Origin of the sequence: Kitasatospora sp. NPDC058478 (assembly GCF_042720345.1) — a bacterium.
GTDB lineage: Bacteria > Actinomycetota > Actinomycetes > Streptomycetales > Streptomycetaceae > Kitasatospora.
Genome location: NZ_JBHXML010000116.1, coordinates 1 through 19,516, shown reverse-complemented (window position 1 = coordinate 19,516; position 19,516 = coordinate 1). Strand labels below are relative to the sequence as shown.

Below are 19,516 nucleotides of genomic sequence, written 5' to 3'. Positions count from 1 at the left end.
GCACCGGCGAAACGTCCAAGTACGGCCCAGTACGAGGACGCTTCGCCGGCACGCCCAGCCGGGCGCCCAACGCCGCGCGCTGATCCGACGCGAATGATGAAACACGCCCTGGGACATGTCCCGCGGACCAGGCCCCTCCCACGGGGTGGGGCGGGGGAGCTGTACGGTAGCGCGGTATTCCACCTGCGCGCCCCTGGAGCCACCCGTGACGACACCTCCCCCCGGCGACCGCCTCACTCACGTCGACGACCAGGGCGCGGCCCGGATGGTCGACGTCTCCGAGAAGGCCGCCACCGCGCGCACCGCCGTCGCGGCCGGCCGGGTCCGGGTCTCCCCGAAGGTGGTCGAGCTGCTGCGCGGCGAGGGCGTGCCCAAGGGCGACGCCCTCGCGGTGGCCCGGATCGCCGGGATCATGGGCGCCAAGAAGACCCCCGACCTGGTCCCGCTCTGCCACCCCATCGCCGTCTCCGGCGTCACGGTGGACCTCACGGTCGCGGACGACGCCGTCGAGATCACCGCCACCGTGAGGACCGCCGACCGCACCGGCGTCGAGATGGAGGCGCTGACCGCCGTCGCGGTGGCCGGCCTCACCGTCATCGACATGGTCAAGGCCGTGGACAAGGGCGCCGCCATCGAGTCCGTCCGGGTGCTCAGCAAGACCGGCGGCAAGAGCGGCGACTGGTTCGCGCCGGAGGCGGGCGAGTGAGCGGGCGGAACGGGTTCACCATCGAGGGGGCGGGCGCATGAGGGCGCTTGCGGTAACGGTCTCCAACCGGGCCTCGGCCGGCGTCTACGAGGACAGGGGCGGCCCGCTGCTGGTGGCCGGCCTGACCGCGATGGGCTTCACCGCCGACGGCCCCCGGGTCGTCCCGGACGGCGAGCCGGTGGAGGCCGTCCTGCGCGAGGCCGTCGCGGCCGGCTACGACGTCGTGCTCACCACCGGCGGCACCGGCATCTCGCCGATGGACCTCACCCCGGAGATGACCGCCCGGGTGATCGACCGGCAGGTCCCCGGCATCGCCGAGTCCATCCGCGCGTACGGCCGGGAGAAGGTCCCGACCTCGGCGCTCTCCCGCGGGCTGGCCGGGCTCGCCGGACGTACCCTGATCGTCAACCTGCCGGGCTCGACCGGCGGCGTCAAGGACGGCCTGGCCGTCCTCGAACCGCTGCTCGCCCACGCCGTCGACCAGCTCGGCGGCGGGGACCACCCCCGGCCGGACGCACCAGCTTCCGGGAGAGCGCACTGAACGCCGGCTGGCCGGTAGAACTCCACGAGGGAGAGGTCGTGCTGCGCCCGATCCGGGCCCGCGACCAGCGCGAGTGGCAGGAGGTCAGCCTCCGCAACCGGGACTGGCTGCGCCGCTGGGAGGCGACCGTCCCGCCCGGTCCGGCCGGGCAGGCCGCCGGGCCGCGCCCGACGTTCCGGCAGATGGTGCGCTTCCTGCGCGGTGAGGGCTCGGCCGGGCGGATGCTGCCCTTCGTCGTGCTCTACAAGGGCCAGCTGGTGGGCCAGCTGACCGTCGGCGGCATCACCTGGGGCTCGATGTGCTCGGCGAACGTCGGGTACTGGATCGACGAGGCGGTGGCCGGCCGGGGCATCATGCCGACGGCCGTGGCGCTTTCCGTCAACCACTGTTTCCGCACCCTCGGCCTGCACCGGATCGAGGTCTGCATCCGCCCGGAGAACGGCCCGAGCCGCCGGGTGGTGGAAAAGCTCGGCTTCCGCTCGGAGGGAATCCGCCCGCGCTATCTCCACATCGACGGCGCCTGGCAGGACCACCTGGTGTACGCGCTGACCGCCGAGGAGGTGCCGGAGGGGATGCTGGAGCGCTGGCGGTCGATCAGTTCAGGTCACGGGCCAAGTAATTGAATATATGTTCGAATCAAATATCGATATGGCATCGCCGCGACGGCGGACTGGCACAAATACCGGCAAAATAGTCGGAGAATCAGCTTGATCACACGACACGCCGAGCCAAATTGCTGCCAGGCCTTCCCGGCGCCCGTACGGTGTGGGTCGTGAGCAGTAGCGGCCTTATCTACGCCGTCATCGTAGGGGCCTGGGCCGCCTATCTGGTGCCGATGTGGCTCCGCAGGCAGGACGAACTCAACGAGGCGCGCCCGACGGAGCGCTTCAGCACCGCCATCCGCCTGCTGGCCGGGCGTTCGGGGCTGGAGCGGCGGGCAGCCCGGGCCCTGGGCGACGAACCGCGTGACGACGAGCACAGCAGCGACGGCCCTCCCGGACGGGACGGGGCCTCCTCAGGCGACCCCGCGGCGGACTCCGCGCCGCCCGTCGTGGAGCCCGAGTCCTCGGCCTCCGTCGAGCCTCCACCCGCGCCGGTGCCGGTGTCCGCGCCCGCGATCGCGCCCTCGCCCGAGCGGGGTGCCCGGGGAGAGCGTCCGGGCTCCGCACCGCACGGCGGGGCGCAGCGCCGGGCCCGGCTGCTGGCCCGCCGGCGCCGGATGGTCACCGCCCTCTTCCTGGCCTTCGCGCTCGGCGCCGTGGTCGCGGCGGTGGCCGGACTGGCCTTCCTCTGGGTCCCGGCCGTCCCGGCGACCCTCCTCACCCTGTACATCGGCCACCTGCGCAAGCTGGAGCGCCAGCGCTACGAGGTGAAGCTCGACCGTGCCCGGGCCGCCCAGGCGGCCGAGCGGCTGCGCAAGCGCGAGCAGCAGCGCGCCGCGGCCCGGAGCGTCCCCGCCGAGGCCGTCGACACCCAGGCCCACGCCCAGGTCCACACCCAGCCCCACGTCCGGGCCCACGCCCCGGCTCGTGCCCAGGCCCCGGCCGCCGAGGGGCGGGCCGGACGCCGCCCGCACCTGCGGCTGGCCGCCGACCCCGGCGAGGCCGCCGTCTCCGCGCCGTCCGCCTCCGCGGTGGCCGAGGCGACCGAGCACGAGGAGTGGGTCGACGGCATGCGCGAGCGCGGTGCGGCCGGCCCGGACTCCTGGGAGCCGGTGCCCGTCCCGCTGCCGACGTACGTCACGGCGCCGGTCGCCCCCAGGGTCTCCCGCGGCCTCGACCTGACGGCCCCCGGCACCTGGACCGCGGGCCGCCCCGCCGAGTCCGCCCGCAACACCCCGCTGTTCGACCAGTACGCCGAACCGTCGGCCCCCGACGCCCGCCCCCGCGCGGCCAACGAGTGACCTCCCCGGCCCCCGGACCAGCACCGCATCCCCGGGGGTGGTCACGGACCCCCTCCGGAAGGTGCTAGAGTTTCTTCTCGTTGGGGCTGTGGCGCAGTCCGGTAGCGCACCTCGTTCGCATCGAGGGGGTCAGGGGTTCGAATCCCCTCAGCTCCACCCAACAGAAGCCCCGCCCGGTCGTCAGACCGGGCGGGGCTTCTGCGTTGTCCGGGGTCGATCCCGCGCGGGGGTGCGGGAGTTGGCCGTGTGACGACCGTCACGGCGGGGTGGGCCGGTGAACTGACGGTCGGTCGCGGACGGGAGCGGGAGCCGGAGCAGGAGCGGAAACGGGAGTGGGAACGGCCGAGGGCCGACCGGGGGAATCCGGCCGGCCCTCGGGGTGGGGCGGGGTGGGTCAGGGGCGCTGGGAGCCGGCGTAGGGGCCGGGCTGGGGGGCGCCGGACTGCGGCGGGACGGCGCCGTAGCGGGGCGGGCGGTAGCCGCGCGGGTGCCGGGTCAGGTTGTAGCCCAGGACGCCCGCCAGGGCGGCCAGGGCGCCGCCGCCGATGGTCCAGTACCAGCGGCTGTTCCAGCCGGAGAACCAGCCGGTGTACCAGTGCTCCTCGGCCGCCACCGGGGCGGCCGCCTTCGCGGTGCTGGCGCCGCCGCCGGCCGGCGGGACCAGCGGGGCCTTGAGCTCGCCGCCCTCCGGCTGGGCGTTGTCCGCGTTGCCCTTGGCGCTGACGTGCAGCTGGACGGAGGTGGCCAGGCCCAGGTCGGGCTGCGGGACGTCGCTGACCGAGAGCCGCACGTAGTAGGTGCCGGGCAGCGGGTCGCCGGACCACGGCTCGGCCCAGGAGCGGATCTCACGCAGGGTGCAGCTCAGCGTGAGCGTGCCGGTGTTCTGGTCGCCGGTGGCGTTCTGGGTGCCGGCGGTGCAGGACTGGCGGCGGCGGAGCCCGTCGAAGACCTCGGCGGACCAGGTCTGCGGGCCGTGCCGGTCGGTCGCGGGGGCCAGGTTGACGGTCAGGGCGATCGTCGGGGTCTGGCCCTCGGAGGCGCCGAACGCCCAGTACAGGTAGTCACCGGTGGAGGCGGCGACGTTGGCGTCCTGGCCGGGGGAGAGGTTGGTCGCGGTCAGGAAGGAGGTGCCGGCCTTGGTGGCCGGGGCCGGGGCGCCGCTCGCGCTCGCCGAGGGCGAGGGGGAGGCGGCGGAGGCGGCCGGGGCGGCCAGCGCGAGGGCGGGCAGCAGGGCGAGGGCGGCGAGGGCGCCGCGAAGGGTCGTGCGCGTGGTCGGTCGCATGGTCAGTTCTCCCGCCAGACAGAGATCCGCCAGCGGGCGATCCAGCCGAACACCAGGCCGAACAGCAGTCCGGCGAGGGTGAGGGTGAGCAGCAGGATCCAGCCGCGGCCCAGGCCCATCGCCGCGCCCTCGGGGGCGGACGAGGCGGTGGCCAGGTCGACGGTCAGTTCCAGCGGCAGGCCGGGGTCGGCCTGGACGCCGGCCTGCGGTGCCAGCGAGTTGCTGACGACCAGGCAGACGGTGGTCTCCGGCTTGGCGCTCGACGAGGAGGCCGGGCCGGTGGTGATGTAGCCCTTGGAGTCGCTGGTGGACCAGCGCAGGCCGGTGGAGATCACGTCGGTGCGGCTGCTGCCGGCGTCGGTGCCGCGGACCAGCTCCTGGCCGGTCGCGCTGGTGGCCTGCAGCAGGACGCCGTAGTCCCGGGCCACCGCGCGGTCCAGGCCGACGCTGACCGAGGCGCGCAGCTCCTGGCCGGACTTGACCGGGACCTTGTAGACGCGGTGCTCGGAGAACTTCTCGCGGTCGCTGTACACGCCCGGGGCGAGCACCGGGGCGCTCTCGCACTTGTCGGCGCCGGAGGTCTTCACCGGGGTGACCGCGTAGGTGTCGTTGGAGCGGTCGACCAGCTGCTTCACCTTGTCGGTGAGCTGCTCCTGGGTGCGGACGTCGGTGTAGGTGCCGCCGGTCGCGTTGGCGATGCAGAGCAGCTGCTGGCGGGTCTTGTCGTCGTGGGCCAGGCCGAGGGTGTCGACGACCAGGTGGATGCCCTGGGAGGCGAGTTCACGGGCGACGTCGCAGGGGTCCGGCGGGGTGCAGGTGTCCTCGCCGTCGGTGATCAGCACCACCCGGCGGGTGGTCTCGCCCTTGCCGAGGTCCTGGGCCGCGCCGCGCAGGGCCAGGCCGATCGGGGTCCAGCCGGTGGGCCGCAGGGTGGCGATGGCGGTCTTGGCCTCGACCTTGTTGGTCTTGCCGACCGGGTACAGCTGCTTGGTGTCCTGGCAGCCCTGGGTCTTGTCGTTGCCGGGGTAGTTCGCGCCCAGGGTGCGGATGCCGAACTCGGTCTCCGCGGGCAGCGCGTCGATCACGTCGTTCAGCGACTGCTGGGCCACCGAGATCCGGCTCTTGCCCTGGATGTCCCGCTCGTTCATGGAGCCGCTGACGTCCAGGACGAGGTCGACCCTGGGGGCCTCCTTGGGCGCGGCGGCTCCGGCTGATGGTTCGTCGGCGTGGGCGGGCAGGCCGATGAGCAGCGAGGCGCCCGTTATCGCCAGGGCGCCCAGCAGGCTGCCGAGCCTGGTCTTTGGTCGTCGTCCGGTAGTCACCCGGTGATCCTAGGGATCATCAGTTCGCGATGGCCAAACGAGACCGGATCGTGCGCCACCCCGCCGCGGCGTGAACTCCGGCGCGTGGAAAGGCCGTCGGGGCTGCGAGGACTTACGTCCGCCCTACCCGGGCCGGATAGCCTTCCGTGCGGGTTTCGTGCGAGTCCGGGCGGGAGTGGGGGCGCGGTGGAGCTGACGGGGGTCGGCAAACGGTACGGGCGGCGCGGGCGGTGGGTCCTGTGCGGGGTCGATCTCGCGGTCGGGCCGGGGGAGTTGGTGCGGATCGCCGGGGCGAACGGGAGCGGCAAGTCGACGCTGCTCCGGCTGGCGGCCGGGATCGAGCGGCCGACCGCCGGGCGGGTGGCCCGCCCGGGCGGTGCCGCGTACGTGCCAGAACGCTTCCCGCCCGCGCTGCCGTTCGACGCCGCCTCGTACCTGCTGCGGGTGGGCCGGGTGCACGGGCTGTCGGCCGAGCGGGCGCGGCGGCGGGCCGGGGACTGGCTGGACCGCTTCGGCATCGCGGACCGGGCGGGCACGCCGCTGAGCCGGCTGTCGAAGGGCACCTGCCAGAAGGTCGCGGTCGCGCAGGCGCTGCTCGCGCAGGCCCCGGTCCTGCTGCTGGACGAGGCGTGGACCGGGCTCGACCCCGACGCCAGGGCGGTGCTGGACGAGGCGGCCGCCGAGCGGGCGGCGGACGGCGGGGCGGTGCTGTTCGTCGACCACGACCCGGCCCGGCTGGCCGGGCTGACCAGCGCCGCCTACCGGGTCGGCGCGGACGGCGCGCTGCGGCCCGCCGAGGAGGCGGGGCCCGCGCCGGACGGCGGCGGCCCGACGATGGAGGTCGAGGTGGACGTCCCGGACGGCACCCCGCTGCCGCCCCGGCTGCCCGGGGCGCCGCGGCTCACCCCGCTGGCCGGCACGGTCGTGCGGCTGACCGTGCCGGCCGCGCACACGGACGCGCTGCTGCGCCGGCTGCTGCTCGGCCGCCCGGCCGTCCGGGTGCTGGCGGTACGGCAGCGGGAGGGGCAGCGGTGAGGCAGCTCGGAGCGCTGACCCGGTACCACCTGGAACTGCTGGTGCGCTCGCACGCCTGGCTGCCGCCGTTCCTGGCGTACGCGCTGCTGCTGGTGGTGGGCGTGTCGGCGGGCAACCCGCTGCTGGGTGACCTCGGCTACGGCGCGGCCGTGCTGCTGCCGGTGAGCGCCTGGTACGTGCGCAGCGTGCTCGGGGCGGAGCCGCCGGCCTCGCGGGCCTGCCTGGTCGCGGCGGCGGGGCCGCTGCGGGTGCACCTGGGCGCGCTGCTGGCGGCGCTGACGGCCGGGCTGGCGCTGGCGGCGGCCGAGGTGGCGGCGCTGTGGTGGCTGAGCGGGACGGTGGCCAACCCGGGGGTGGAGCGGCAGCCGCCGGTCGGACCGGCGCTGGCGGCCGGGGCGTCGGCCGCGGTGGTGTGCGTGCTGCTGGGGGTGGCGGCCGGGGCGCTGGCGAACCGGCCGGTGCTGGCGCGGCCGCAGTACGGCATCGCGGTGGCGCTGGTGCTGGCCGCGCTGGAGCTGGTGGCGCCGCTCTCGCCGGCCAACGCGGCGGTCCGCGGTCTGGTTTCCGCGGCCCGCACCGGCCGGGTCGCCGTGCCGTGGGCGGAACTGCCGCTCGCCGCCGTCCTGCTGGCCGCGGCGGCGGCCGGGGCGGCGGCGCTGGCCGGACGGCGGCCCGAGTGAGCGGAGGATTCACGCCAAGAGCGGACACACCGCAGCAAAAAGCCGATAAATATGGATAGTGCTCGTTAGGGTGACGAACCTGGGTGAACCGGCTTCGTGCCGCCGGTCCATCCCGATTGGCATCCCCCCGGAACAGCGCTCCGGCTCCCCGCGACCCCCAGGACGGTCCGTGGCGACACCCCCCGCCGTGACGAGAACCGCAGCCCGGCCGAGCCGGCCGGTGCCGACCAGGCGCACCACCGAGCTGCTGCTGGTCCTGGCCGCCGTGCTGATCGCCGTGTTCGGCTACGTCGAGGTCGGCGTCAACCTGGACGGCAGGGTGCCGGCCGGCGCGGCCGAGTACGGCGCCGCGCTCGGCGTGCTCGCCCTGCTGGCGCACGCCGTGGTCCGCCGGCGGGCCCGGTACGCGGACCCGCTGCTGCTGCCGATCGCGGTGCTGCTCAACGGGATCGGCCTGGTGGTGATCTACCGGCTCGACCGCGCCACCTCGGGCGCCGGCGCGGCCTCCACCCAGCTGCTCTGGTCGAGCCTGGGGGTGGCGCTGTTCATCGCGGTCGTGCTGCTGGTGCGCGACCACCGGCGGCTGCAGCGGTACGCCTACCTCGGGGCGCTGGTGGCGCTGGTCCTGCTGGTGCTGCCGATCTTCTTCCCGCCGGTGTACGGCTCGCGGATCTGGATCGTCATCGGGCCGCTGTCCTTCCAGCCGGGGGAGTTCGCCAAGATCCTGCTGGCCGTCTTCTTCGCCGCCTACCTGGCGGTGCACCGGGACGCGCTGGCGCTCACCGGCCGCCGGGTCTGGCGCTGGCAGCTGCCGCGCGGCCGGGTGCTCGGGCCGGTGCTGCTGATCTGGGCGGCGTTCGTCGGCGTCCTGGTGCTGGAGACGGACCTCGGCACCTCGCTGCTGTTCTTCGGCCTGTTCGTGGTGATGCTGTACGTGGCCACCGCGCGCACCGGGTGGATCGTGATCGGGCTGGCCCTGGCGGCGGTCGGGGCGGCCACGGTGGGCTGGCTCTCGCCGCACGTGCACAGCCGGGTGACGGACTGGCTGGACCCGCTGGGCTCGATCGCGGCGGGCAAGGGCGCCAACCAGATCGCCCAGTCGCTGTTCGCCTTCGCCTGGGGCGGGGAACTGGGCACCGGGCTCGGCAACGGGCACTCGGTGCTGATCGGCTTCGCCGCCAAGTCGGACTTCATCCTCGCCACCATCGGCGAGGAACTCGGCCTGACCGGGCTCGTCGCGGTGTTCCTGCTGTACGCGCTGCTGATCTCCCGGGGGTTCCGGACGGGCATCGCGCTGCGCGACCCGTTCGGGCGGCTGCTGGCGATCGGGCTGGCCGCGATCGTCGGCCTCCAGGTGTTCGTGGTGGCCGGCGGGGTGCTCGACCTCATCCCGCTGACCGGGATGACGCTGCCGTTCGTCGCGCAGGGCGGCTCCTCGGTGGTCACCAACTGGATCATCGTGGCGTTGCTGGTGCGGATGAGCGACATCGCGCGCCGGCCGGCCCCGGCCCCGGTCCTGCCCGTGTCCGCGTCCGGGTCGGAGGAGGACTGATGGCGCGCGCCCGCTCCCGTCCGCGCGCCCGGGGCAACGGGCCGCAGGGCCTGCCCGGCATCTCCGTCACCGGGCGCCGCGCGGGCGTCTTCTGCCTGCTGCTGGTCGCGGCGCTGTGCGTCCAGGCCACCCGGGTGCAGGTGTTCCAGGCCGAGGACCTCAACCACAACTCCGCCAACCAGCGGCTCACCATCGAGCGGTACTCGCAGCCGCGCGGCAACATCCGGGTCGGCGCGGACACCGTGACCGGCTCCGAGCCCACCGGCGGCCGGTACGACTACAAGCGCACCTACACCGACGGCCCGACGTACGCGGCCGTCACCGGCTTCGCCTCGCAGGCGTACGGCAACACCCAGCTGGAGGGGGTCGAGGACGACCTGCTGTCCGGGACGGACAGCAGGCTGGCCGGCTGGGCGGTCTGGGACGCCGTCGCCCGCAGGCAGAACCCCGGCGGGGACGTCTACACCACCCTGAACCGGGCCGCCCAGGAGGCCGCGGTGCGCGGGCTCGGCAGCCAGAAGGGCGCGGTGGCCGCGATCGAGCCGGCCACCGGCCGGATCCTCGCCCTGGCCAGCACGCCGTCCTACGACCCGGGCAGCTTCGCCGGCTCCGCCGCGGCCGACCAGGCCGCCTGGAACCGGCTGCAGGCCGACACCGACCAGCCGATGCTCAACCGGGCGCTGCGCCAGACCTACCCGCCGGGCTCGACCTTCAAGGTGGTCACGGCGGCGGCCGCGCTCGCGGCCGGGGTGGTCACCGACCCCGAAGCGCCGACCGACGCGCCGTTCCCGTACGTGCTGCCCGGGACGACCACGCCGCTGGTCAACGACACCTCGGCGTGCGACCGGCCCGGCCAGTCGCTGGACACCGCGATGGTCTACAGCTGCAACAGCGTGCTGGGCTACCTCGGGGTGCGGACCGGGCTGGGCCCGATGGTGGCGATGGCCGAGAACTTCGGCTTCAACGACGCCAGGCTGGACATGCCGGTGCGCCCGGCCCGGTCCAACTTCGACACCACGATGAACCAGTCGCAGGTGGCGCTCTCCTCGATCGGGCAGTTCGACACCGCGGCGACCCCGCTGGTGATGGCGATGGTCGCGGCCGGGATCGCCAACGACGGGACGGTGATGCGCCCACAGCTCGTGGACAAGCTGACGAAGGGCGACGGCACCGCGGTGCAGCTGATGAAACCCGCCGTGTACCGGCGGGCGATGACCCCGGCGGTGGCCGGGCAGGTGCAGAAGCTGATGGCCGACGTGGTGGAGAACGGCACCGGCGGCAACGCCCGGATCGGCGGCGCGGTGGTCGGCGGGAAGACCGGCACCGCGCAGCACGGGGTGGACAACAGCGGGACGCCGTACGCCTGGTTCATCTCCTGGGCCAAGCCCGCCGGCTCGGACGCGGTGCCACCGGTGGCGGTGGCCGTGGTGATCGCGGACAGTGACGCCACGGACGTCACCGGCGGCGGGCTGGCCGCGCCGATCGCCCGCTCGGTGATGCGGGCGGTGCTGGGCCGCTGAGCTGCTGCTTTAGCTGCTGGACGGCGAATCCGCCGTCTGCGAAGTGTCCGGTTTGTATAGGCTCATGCGCCAATTCGTACAATGCGCCGATCCGGACTGTTCGTTTGCGACACTGGTGCTTTCGCGGGGTACTGTCCCATCTTTGTTCGGTTGGTCCCCGATGACACCCCATGGCGCGTCGAGTGACCGGCCGCCAGGACACCCTCCCCCCGCCCAGAAGGACCGCAGTTGTGACCAGCAACTCTCTCGGTGCGCGTCTGCTGCGACGCAAGCCCGTCTCGTCCCTCATCGCCGAGAGCGAGGGCCAGGACGGCCTCCCGGCCGGTGCGCCCGAGGAGGGCGGACGCTCCGGCATCCACCTGCGCCGCACGATCGGCCTCTGGCAGCTGTCCTCGATCGGCATCGGCGCCACCATCGGCACCGGCATCTTCTTCGTGCTCAGCAGCGCGGTGCCCTCGGCCGGACCGGCCGTCATCCTGTCCTTCGTGCTCGCCGCGGTCACCGCCGGACTCACCGCGCTCTGCTACGCCGAGATGGCCTCCGCGATCCCGGTCTCCGGATCCTCGTACTCCTACGCCTACGCCACCCTCGGCGAGGGCGTCGCGTTCGGCGTCGGCATCTGCCTGCTGATGGAGTACGGCGTCTCCGCCTCCGCGATCGCGGTGAGCTGGGCCGAGTACCTGAACAAGTTCTTCGACCTGGCCTTCGGCTTCACCATCCCGGAGCAGCTGTCCGGCGCGCCGGACCTCACGCACTGGTTCAACCTGCCGGCGCTGCTGCTGGTCGCGATGGTCTGCGTGCTGCTCACCCGCGGCGTCAGCGAGTCGGTGAAGGTCAACGCGGCCATGGTCGGGATCAAGATCCTGATCCTGCTGCTGTTCGTCGGCATCGCGCTCACCGGCTTCCACTCCGGCAACCTGACCCCGTTCATGCCGCTCGGCATCGGCGGCGTGCAGGTCGCCGCGTCCAGCATCTTCTTCTCCTTCATCGGCCTGGACGCCGTGTCCACCGCCGGTGAGGAGGTCAAGAACCCGCGCCGCACCCTGCCGCTGGCGATCATCATCTCGCTGGTCGTGGTGACCCTGCTCTACATCCTGGTCGCCCTCGCCGGCATCGGCGCCCAGCCGTGGCAGAAGTTCGAGGGCCAGGAGGCCGGCCTCGCCCAGATCCTCCAGGACATCACCGGCCAGACCTGGCCCTCGATCGTCTTCGCGATCGGCGCGATCATCTCGATCTTCAGCATCACCCTCGTGGTGATCTACGGCCAGACCCGCATCCTGTACTCCATGGGCCGCGACGGCATGCTGCCCAAGCGCTTCGCCGAACTCTCCCCGCGCACCGGCACCCCGGTCTGGAACACCCTCGTGGTGGGCCTCGGCGTCGGCACGCTGGCCGCCTTCGTCCCGCTGAAGGAGCTGGCCGACATCACCAGCCTCGGGACGCTCATCGCCTTCTCGGTCGTCTCGATCGGCGTGATCATCCTGCGCCGCACCCAGCCCGACCTGCCGCGCGGCTTCAAGGTCCCCGGCTACCCGGTCGTCCCGCTGCTCAGCGTCGCCTTCTGCGCCTACCTGATCACCGGCCTGCACGCCGACACCTTCCGGGCCGGCGCGATCGCCCTCGCCGTCGCCGTGGTCGTCTACTTCGGCTACAGCATCAAGCACTCCAAGCTGGAGCAGCAGGCACAGGCCGCCGCGGCGGACAGCTCCACCGGCCCCCGCAACAGCTGAGCCGGAAGAATCCGGACATGAGGGGCCGCCGACCACGACACTCGGCGGCCCCCCTCATGCCGCCTCCCGCCACGTGCCCCACGCCATGGCGACAGGGCCCGGCCACCACCCATAACCTTCCACCATGGTGAGCACCCGCACGCCCGGCTTCTCCCGCCCGCGCGGCCGCTTCACCGGCCGCAGCAGAACGCCGGCCCCGCCGACCCCCGCCGCAGCGCCGTCCGGACCAGGACGACCGCCCCTCGGCTTCTCCAGTCGGCCGTTCCCCCGCCAGCGTGGCGAGAGCACGTTCCCACCCACGCCCGATCGGCTGAATCCCGCCCGACTCGCCTCGATGCGCACCGTCCAACTGCTCGGCTGCCTGATCGCGGCCGGCTGGGCGGCCGCCTTCCCGCTCGTCTCCGACCTGCCCAACCAGCGGATGTGGGGTTTCATCGCGGCCCCCGCCTACGTCCTGGCCGGGCTGCTCTGCCTCACCCTGCCGCGCCGCTACGCGGCCCGCGCCGCCGCCGTGGTCGCCCTCGCCGGGGCCGTCCTCGCGCCGCTCGCCCTGCTCGCCGTGCAGGGCCGCCACCAGTCCGAGGTGATGGTGGTCGAACGCTCGGCCCACCTGCTGCTCACCACCGGCAGCCCGTACCTGCCGCACCCGGTGGTCGTCACCGACTACAACCCGTACCTGCCGGCCATGACCCTGTTCGGGATGCCGCGCCAACTGCTGGGCGACGGCTCCGACCTCGCCCAGGTCGCCGGGGACGCCCGGATCTGGTTCGCGCTGGCCTTCGTGGTCTGCCTGCTGGCCAGCTGGCGGCTGCTGCGGCCCACCCGCGAGCGCGCGCCGCTGCTGCCGCTCGTCGTGCTCACCGCCTCGCCGCTGATCTCGCTGGCCCTCGTCGTCGGCGGGGTGGACCTGCCGCTGATCGGCCTCTGCTGCCTCGCCATGGCACTCGCCGAGCGGGACCGCACCGTCGGCGCCGGCCTGGTGCTCGCCCTCGCCTGCACCCTCAAGTGGACGGCCTGGCCGGCGCTGCCGGTCGCCGCCCTGCTGCTGTGGCGGCTGTACGGCCGCCGGCCCGCCGCCCGGACCACCCTGATCGCGCTCGGCACCGGCCTGGCCGTGCTCCTGCCCTCCGTGCTGACCCGGGCGGACGCGCTGCGCGAGCAGGTGGTGCGCTTCCCGCTCGGGCTCACCGCCATCCGCACCCCGGCCGGCAGCCCGCTGCCCGGCAAGGTGCTGGCCGGCTTCGGGCCGACCGGGCACTCCGTCTCGCTGGCGCTGATGACCATGGGCGGGATCGGGGTGGCCATCTGGCTGCTCGCCCGGCCGCCGGTGTCCGCGATCGCGGCCGCCGACCTGCTGGCCGCCGGGCTGGCGATCGCGTTCATGCTCGCCCCGGCCGGGCGGTTCGGCTACCTCGCCCTGCCGGTGGTCCTGGTGATCTGGCCGCGGCTGGCGGCCCGGCGCTGGAGCAGCCGGCGCCCGATCCCGCCGCACCGGCTCCCGGGCAGACCGGAGCCCGCCCTGCCGCGGGGCTGAGCGGGCTCCGGTCGGACGGGTTGTTCTAGCGGCCCGCGGCCTTGAGCAGCGAGGCGACGGCCGGGCCGGCCGCGTCCACGCCGTGGCCGCCGCCCTGCACCTCGGCGGCGACCGCGATGTTGCCGCGGAAGGCGGTGAACCAGCTGTTGGTGGTGGACGCGCCGGCGACCTCGGCGGAGCCGGTCTTGGCACCCGCGTTGTCGGTGATCCCGGCCATCACGTCCTTGGCCGTGCCGCCGGTGGCGGTGGCGTTCATCATCGCGCGCAGCTTGCCCGCGACGTCCGGCGCGATCTGGCGGGCCGCCGCCTGCTGCGGCAGGCCGGGGACCAGGATCGGCTGCTTGAACGCGCCGCTCTGGACGGTCGCGGTGATCGAGGCGATGGCCAGCGGGTTCATCTGGACCTTGCCCTGGCCGATGTAGTTCATGGCCTGCTCGTCCTTGCTGCCCGGCGTCGGCGGCACCTTGCCGTCGGTGTTCGGCAGGCCGGTCTTCCACTCCAGGCCGATGCCGAACACGTCCTTGGCCGTGCTGGACAGCGTCTCGGGCTTGAGGCTGGTCAGGCCCTGATTGATGAAGGCCGTGTTGCAGGACATCATGAAGTCCTGCTGGAGCGTGTTGTTGGGGAAGGCGCCCGGGAAGTCGTTCGGGATCGCGACCGGGTTGCTGCTCTTCTCCGGGCAGGCCACCACGGTGTCCGGGTTGACCCCGGTCTCCAGCAGCGCCGTCGAGGTGACGATCTTCATCGTCGAGCCGGGCGCGAGCAGGCCGGTGAAGGCCCGGTTCTGACCGTTGGCCGGCGCGTTGGCGAAGGCCAGCACCTGGCCGGTGCTCGGCTCGATCGCGGCGACGGATCCGGACTTGCCGCCCAGGTCCGTCATCGCCTTCTCGGCCGCCGCCTGGATGGTGTTGTCGATGGTCACCTTGAACGGCTTGCCGGGCTTGGGCTCGACGATGGTGAACAGCTTGTCCGCGGCCCCCTTGCCGGCCGGGTCGCTGATCACCACCGCGCTGCCCGCGTCCTGGTCCTTGTTCGGGTCCGGCGGCAGCAGCTTGTGGGCGTTGTCCTGGAGGGTGGACAGCAGCGCCGGGGTGAGCGATGCGCCCTGCAGCGGCTTGCCGTTGCGGTCCACCACGGTGGACGGCGGGGCGAAGACCTGCTGGGTGGCGATCGTCTCGTTGCCGGACAGGTGCGGGTGGATCACCGTCGGCGCCCAGTGCACGGCCGGGGTGTTGTCGCTCATCTTCACGACGTTCAGGAAGCCGTTGTAGTCCCAGACCCGGTTGGTGCCGGCGAACTCGGCGCGCGCCTTGAAGCCCATCAGCACACCGGCGGGGCCGGCCGAGGCGGAGGCTGACGGCGAGTCGGTGGCACCCGGGGTCGCGCCCGCCGACGGCGTGGCCGAGGCTCCGGCGGAGGGCTTGGCCGGCGCGGGGGTGCCGGTGGCCGAGGCGAAGGCCTGCGGGGTGGCCGGGCCGGCCGGGGCCAGGGTCAGCGCGCTCGGCTTGACCTGGTCGCGGAACGCCGTCAGCGCGGTGGTGGCCGCGGCCGGGTCGTCCGTCAGCGCGGCCGCCTTGTCCAGCTCGCCGGCCGCCCAGGCCGCCAGGAAGTCCTTCGCACCGTTGGTCGCCTGCTCGGCCGAGGGCGGCTCGGCGACCACCGTGCGGGGCTTCTTCGCCGAGGACGATCCGGAGTTCGAGCCGCCCATCAGGCTGTACGCCCCGTAGCCACCGCCTGCGAGCACGGCGACGGAGACGCCGGTGATGATGCCGATCTTCGCGCCTCTGCGCATGGTGCTGTTCCCCCAAGGGTCTGCCGGACGGGCGCAACCGACCGGGGCCGGACACGCTGTTCCCCCCACCCTAGGCAGCGCCGATCGGTGCGCCGACGAAATGCCCGCGAGTTGTGACGGATCTGGTACGTGTCGTGCACCGCATACGGACGATTCAGGGAACAGCGGTGTCGATCAGATCCAGCTGTTGAACCACATCCGCTGGCGCCAGTCGTCCATCGGAATCGTCTGCCCGGTGAACAGCGGGAAGAAGAAGAGGAAGTTCCACACGATCAGCAGCACCAGCAGCCCGGCCGCCGCCGAACCGATGATCCGGCGGTCCCGGGAGGCGCCCGGCGGCCCGATCAGCGCACCGACCAGCATGGTCACCGCGAGCACCAGGAACGGGACGAACACCACCGCGTAGAAGAGGAAGATCGTCCGCTGCTGGTAGGCGAACCACGGCAGGTAGCCGGCGGCCAGGCCGCACAGCACCGCTCCGGCCCGCCAGTCCCGCCGCGCCACCCAGCGCCACAGGCAGTACACCAGCGCCACCACGGCCGCCCACCACAGCAGCGGGGTGCCGATGCCCAGCACCTCGCGGGCGCACTCGGCGGCCGTGCAGCCGCTCTGGCCCTGCTTGGGGGACTCGTAGAAGAACGAGACCGGCCGGCCCAGCACCAGCCAGGACCACGGGTTCGACTGGTAGGTGTGCGGGTCGCTCAGGTGGGTGTGGAAGTCGTAGACCGTCGAGTGGTAGTGCCACAGGGCGCGCAGCCCCTCGGGTATCCACGGGTAGTCCGTCGAGCGGCCGACCGCCCAGTCCCGGCCCCAGCCGCCCTTGCCCGGCACGTTGCTGCTGGCGAACCAGCCCCACCAGGACGTGACGTAGACGACCAGCGACACCACCACGACCGACACGAAGGCCGGCACCACGTCCCGGGCGAGCGTCGCCAGGTACGGGCGCGGGGCCCCGGCCAGGCGGCGGGCGCCGACGTCCCACAGCACCGTCATCACGCCGAAGGCCGCCGCGACGTACAGGCCGCTCCACTTGGTGGCGCAGGTCAGGCCGACGCAGACGCCGGCCGCGATCCGGTACGGGCGCCAGCCCAGGTTCGCCCGCTGCGCCAGCACCGCGTCCGCCACCCCGCCGAGCCGGTCGGCCAGCCGGGCCCGGGTGCGGTCGCGGTCCAGCAGTAGGAAACCGAAGGCGGCGAGGATCCAGAACATCACCACCAGGTCCAGCAGCGCGGCGCGGCTGAGCACCAGGTGCAGGCCGTCCACCGAGAGCAGCAGGCCGGCCACGCAGCCCAGCAGGGTCGAGCGGAACAGCCGGCGGGCGATCCTGGCCACCATCAGCACCGACAGCGTGCCGAGCAGGGCCACCGCGAACCGCCAGCCGAAGGGGTTCATGCCGAACAGCATCTCGCCGGCGCCGATGATCCACTTGCCCACCGGCGGATGGACCACGTAGGACGCCGTCGAGCGGTACGGGACGGCCGCGCCGGGCGTCATGATCTGCTCGTTGGCGCCGTCCGGCCAGTTGATCTCGTAGCCGCCGTGCCAGAGCGCGTAGGCGTCCTTGGCGTAGTACGTCTCGTCGAAGATGATCGCGTGCGGCTGGCCGAGGTTGGTGAAGCGCAGGATCCCGGCGAACACCGCCACCGCGATCGGGCCCAGCCAGCCGGACCAGCGGCACAGCCACGACCACACGGCCGGCGGCACGGACACGCCCAGCCGCAGCAGCAGCGGAGACGGGGGCACCACCGCCGGGGTCACCCCGGGGCCGTCCGGCATCGGCGGGGCCAGGCGCTCGGCCAGCGGGGCCACCGGGCGGCCGGCGTAGCCGAACCCGGCCAGCCGCTCGCGCCAGCTCCGCGCGGCGCTGCCGGCTTGATCCGGGCTGCCGGGTTGGTCGGGTCGGTCGTGCTGCGCGGGGCTCCCGGCCTGGTCGGCGGGCCGCGGAGCCGGGACGGCGGAGGACGGCAGGCCGGCCACGTCGCCGCCATCCTGCGCGGTGTGGTCTGTACCAGTGGGCGTGCGAGCCGCCGTGTCGCCGTTCATCCGCCACATCGTAGGGGCGCTTCTCGCACGTGTGACCGCTCCCTCGGAAGCTGCCCGAATCGTCACCAAAAGCCCCCGGGCCGCGGTAGCTGCAAGGATGGGGCCCGTGACAGGAGTACTCGTTCTCGCAGGCACCCCCATCGGCGACGTCTCGGACGCCCCGCCCCGGCTGCTCACCGAACTGGCCACGGCGGACGTGATCGCGGCCGAGGACACCCGGCGGCTGCGCCGGCTCACCCAGGCGCTCGGGGTGACCCCGGCCGGGCGGGTGGTCTCCTACTTCGAGGGCAACGAGGTCGGCCGCACCCCCGAACTGGTCGAGGCACTGCTCGGCGGCGCCCGGGTGCTGCTGGTCACCGACGCCGGCATGCCGTCCGTCTCCGACCCCGGCTACCGGCTGGTCGCCGCCGCCGTCGAGGCCGACGTCAAGGTCACCGCGGTGCCCGGGCCGTCCGCCGTGCTCACCGCGCTCGCGCTGTCCGGCCTGCCCGTCGACCGCTTCACCTTCGAGGGCTTCCTGCCGCGCAAGACCGGCGACCGGGCCCGGCAGCTCGCCTCGATCGCGGCCGAGCCGCGCACCATGGTCTTCTTCGAGGCGCCGCACCGGATCGCCGAGGCGCTCGCCGCGATGGCCGAGGCGTTCGGCGCCGACCGGCCCGCCGCCGTCTGCCGCGAGCTCACCAAGACGTACGAGGAGGTGAAGCGCGGGCCCCTCGGCGACCTGGCGGCCTGGGCCGCCGAAGGCGTCAGGGGCGAGATCACCGTCGTCGTCGCGGGCGCCCCGCCGGCGGCGCCGCAGGAGCTCACCCCCGCCGAGCTGGCCCGGCTGGTGGCCGTCCGGGAGGAGGCCGGGGAGCGCCGCAAGGAGGCCATCGCGGCCGTCGCGGCGGAGCTCGCGCTGCCGAAGCGGGAGGTGTTCGACGCGGTGGTGGCGGCCAAGAACGAGGCGAAGAACGAGGCCGGGGGCGGGGCCGCGAAGGGGGCCGGGAACGGGGCCGGGAAGTAGCGCCGGAAGCGGGCCCGGCGGCGGCCGGGACGGGGCCCTGAAAGAGGGGTGAATTCCGGGGGTTGCGTGACTCCGGGGGAGTCGTACCTTTGAGGGAAGGCCCCGGTAAACGCCCACGGAGCTGAAGATTCGGTCGCGGTTTCCGGAACGATCCAGGCCTTTCGTATAGGAGTTCCCAACCCGCGTCCAACTCTTCACAAGCAGGGCATCGGCCGAGGCCGTCAGGGCATTTCCTGGAATGGAAAGACCCAGCCGGGCGAGCGCCCGGCGGGCGCTGGGAGACGGCTATGAGCGAGATGATCGGTAGCCCCCTCGGTGGCAACGCGCTGAGCGCCCCCGGCCTGGCCGGAAGGCCGCACACTCCCGTCGAGACCGTGCGGGAGGCCTACTCCTTCGCCTGCCTGCGATGCGGGTACGGCTGGGAGCAGGCGTACGACATCGAGCACCACGCCGGCAAGGACGGGCACGTCGTGTTCGAATACCACGCCAACGGTGTCCGGGTACCGTCCCCGCTGCTCAAGCCGACCTGCCCGGGGTGTGGCGGACACACCGTCCGGATCATGCGCGAGGGCCGGGTCGCCACCGCCGACCAGTCCTGGCACCACGCTCCCGGCTACCCGGCGCACGCCGAGCCGGCCGGGGCGCCCCCGGTGTCCGACCCCGTGAAGCCGCGCGGACGCTGGGCCCGGTTCTGGTCGCGGCTGCTGGGCTGACCGCCGACACCGGGAGCGCACGCGGGGGCGCACCGGGGGCCGCCCGCCGCGAGCAGCGCGGCGGGCGGCCCCCCCCCGCGCCCCGCGATCGCGTATACGGGCGACGGCTGCGGGGGGGGCCGGCACATCATTGCGTCCCAGGCGGCCCCAGCAGACC

The 19,516-nt window shown here is 73.7% G+C and carries 16 protein-coding genes and 1 tRNA gene; 13 read left to right on the top strand and 4 right to left on the bottom strand.

Annotation, left to right across the window (positions count from 1 at the left end):
* Nucleotides 1-265: 265 nt before the first annotated feature.
* The 5 genes from moaC (at nucleotide 266) to ACFWPT_RS39090 (ending at nucleotide 3,306) form a co-directional block, all read left to right on the top strand.
* The gene (gene moaC, locus ACFWPT_RS39110; RefSeq protein WP_380372816.1) at nucleotides 266-706 is read left to right on the top strand and encodes a cyclic pyranopterin monophosphate synthase MoaC; all 441 of its coding nucleotides are present in this window, start codon (nucleotides 266-268) and stop codon (nucleotides 704-706) included.
* A gap of 37 nt (nucleotides 707-743) precedes the next feature.
* Nucleotides 744-1,247 (top strand): molybdenum cofactor biosynthesis protein B, encoded by a 504-nt coding sequence (locus ACFWPT_RS39105; RefSeq protein ID WP_063348079.1) that lies wholly within the window; start codon nucleotides 744-746, stop codon nucleotides 1,245-1,247.
* Nucleotides 1,248-1,285: 38 nt separating this feature from the next.
* Nucleotides 1,286-1,870 carry a GNAT family N-acetyltransferase gene (locus ACFWPT_RS39100; RefSeq protein WP_380372783.1) on the top strand — a complete coding sequence of 195 codons (585 nt, stop codon included), beginning with the start codon at nucleotides 1,286-1,288 and terminating at the stop codon, nucleotides 1,868-1,870.
* Nucleotides 1,871-2,019: 149 nt separating this feature from the next.
* Entirely contained in the window at nucleotides 2,020-3,150 is a 1,131-nt protein-coding gene (glpR, locus tag ACFWPT_RS39095) for a gephyrin-like molybdotransferase receptor GlpR (RefSeq protein ID WP_380487689.1), read from the top strand.
* 82 nt (nucleotides 3,151-3,232) lie between these two features.
* Nucleotides 3,233-3,306 (top strand) — tRNA-Ala (locus ACFWPT_RS39090).
* Between the two features lie 238 nt (nucleotides 3,307-3,544).
* Here ACFWPT_RS39090 and ACFWPT_RS39085 read toward each other — a convergent pair.
* Both ACFWPT_RS39085 and ACFWPT_RS39080 read right to left on the bottom strand, forming a co-directional pair.
* Nucleotides 3,545-4,432, bottom strand: coding sequence for a peptidase (locus ACFWPT_RS39085; RefSeq protein ID WP_380487687.1), 888 nt, complete (start codon nucleotides 4,430-4,432; stop codon nucleotides 3,545-3,547).
* A 2-nt stretch (nucleotides 4,433-4,434) separates the two neighbouring features.
* Nucleotides 4,435-5,754: a VWA domain-containing protein gene (locus ACFWPT_RS39080; RefSeq protein WP_380487685.1), complete on the bottom strand. Its 1,320-nt coding sequence runs from the start codon at nucleotides 5,752-5,754 to the stop codon at nucleotides 4,435-4,437.
* A gap of 186 nt (nucleotides 5,755-5,940) precedes the next feature.
* Between ACFWPT_RS39080 and ACFWPT_RS39075 the strand changes: the two genes are divergently transcribed.
* The 6 genes from ACFWPT_RS39075 to ACFWPT_RS39050 all read left to right on the top strand — a co-directional run bounded on the left by ACFWPT_RS39075 (nucleotide 5,941) and on the right by ACFWPT_RS39050 (nucleotide 13,805).
* Complete coding sequence (locus tag ACFWPT_RS39075) at nucleotides 5,941-6,789, top strand: ATP-binding cassette domain-containing protein (protein ID WP_380487683.1); 849 nt, start codon at nucleotides 5,941-5,943, stop codon at nucleotides 6,787-6,789.
* On the top strand, nucleotides 6,786-7,469 hold the full coding sequence (locus tag ACFWPT_RS39070; protein ID WP_380487681.1) for an ABC transporter: 684 nt from the start codon (nucleotides 6,786-6,788) through the stop codon (nucleotides 7,467-7,469). Before ACFWPT_RS39075 ends, ACFWPT_RS39070 begins: the two co-directional genes overlap by 4 nt.
* A 187-nt stretch (nucleotides 7,470-7,656) precedes the next feature.
* Nucleotides 7,657-9,021 carry an FtsW/RodA/SpoVE family cell cycle protein gene (locus ACFWPT_RS39065; RefSeq protein WP_380345720.1) on the top strand — a complete coding sequence of 455 codons (1,365 nt, stop codon included), beginning with the start codon at nucleotides 7,657-7,659 and terminating at the stop codon, nucleotides 9,019-9,021.
* Complete coding sequence (locus ACFWPT_RS39060; protein ID WP_380487679.1) at nucleotides 9,021-10,541, top strand: penicillin-binding transpeptidase domain-containing protein; 1,521 nt, start codon at nucleotides 9,021-9,023, stop codon at nucleotides 10,539-10,541. The genes ACFWPT_RS39065 and ACFWPT_RS39060 overlap by 1 nt, the downstream gene beginning before the upstream one ends.
* 170 nt (nucleotides 10,542-10,711) lie before the next feature.
* Nucleotides 10,712-12,271, top strand: a complete 1,560-nt coding sequence (locus ACFWPT_RS39055; protein ID WP_380487677.1) for an amino acid permease — start codon at nucleotides 10,712-10,714, stop codon at nucleotides 12,269-12,271.
* Nucleotides 12,272-12,395: 124 nt separating this feature from the next.
* Nucleotides 12,396-13,805, top strand: coding sequence for a glycosyltransferase 87 family protein (locus ACFWPT_RS39050; protein WP_380487675.1), 1,410 nt, complete (start codon nucleotides 12,396-12,398; stop codon nucleotides 13,803-13,805).
* A gap of 25 nt (nucleotides 13,806-13,830) precedes the next feature.
* Here the strand turns inward: ACFWPT_RS39050 and ACFWPT_RS39045 are convergent, their stop codons facing one another.
* A complete protein-coding gene (locus ACFWPT_RS39045) occupies nucleotides 13,831-15,597 on the bottom strand; it encodes a penicillin-binding transpeptidase domain-containing protein (RefSeq protein ID WP_380487673.1) in 1,767 nt (588 codons plus the stop codon).
* A gap of 174 nt (nucleotides 15,598-15,771) precedes the next feature.
* Nucleotides 15,772-17,640, bottom strand: coding sequence for a dolichyl-phosphate-mannose--protein mannosyltransferase (locus ACFWPT_RS39040; RefSeq protein WP_079135665.1), 1,869 nt, complete (start codon nucleotides 17,638-17,640; stop codon nucleotides 15,772-15,774).
* 106 nt (nucleotides 17,641-17,746) lie between these two features.
* Here ACFWPT_RS39040 and rsmI point away from each other — a divergent pair, with 106 nt between their 5' ends.
* Nucleotides 17,747-18,646: a 16S rRNA (cytidine(1402)-2'-O)-methyltransferase gene (gene rsmI / locus ACFWPT_RS39035; protein ID WP_380345710.1), complete on the top strand. Its 900-nt coding sequence runs from the start codon at nucleotides 17,747-17,749 to the stop codon at nucleotides 18,644-18,646.
* 287 nt (nucleotides 18,647-18,933) lie between these two features.
* On the top strand, nucleotides 18,934-19,359 hold the full coding sequence (locus ACFWPT_RS39030) for a hypothetical protein (protein ID WP_350877715.1): 426 nt from the start codon (nucleotides 18,934-18,936) through the stop codon (nucleotides 19,357-19,359).
* The last annotated feature ends 157 nt before the right edge of the window (nucleotides 19,360-19,516 follow it).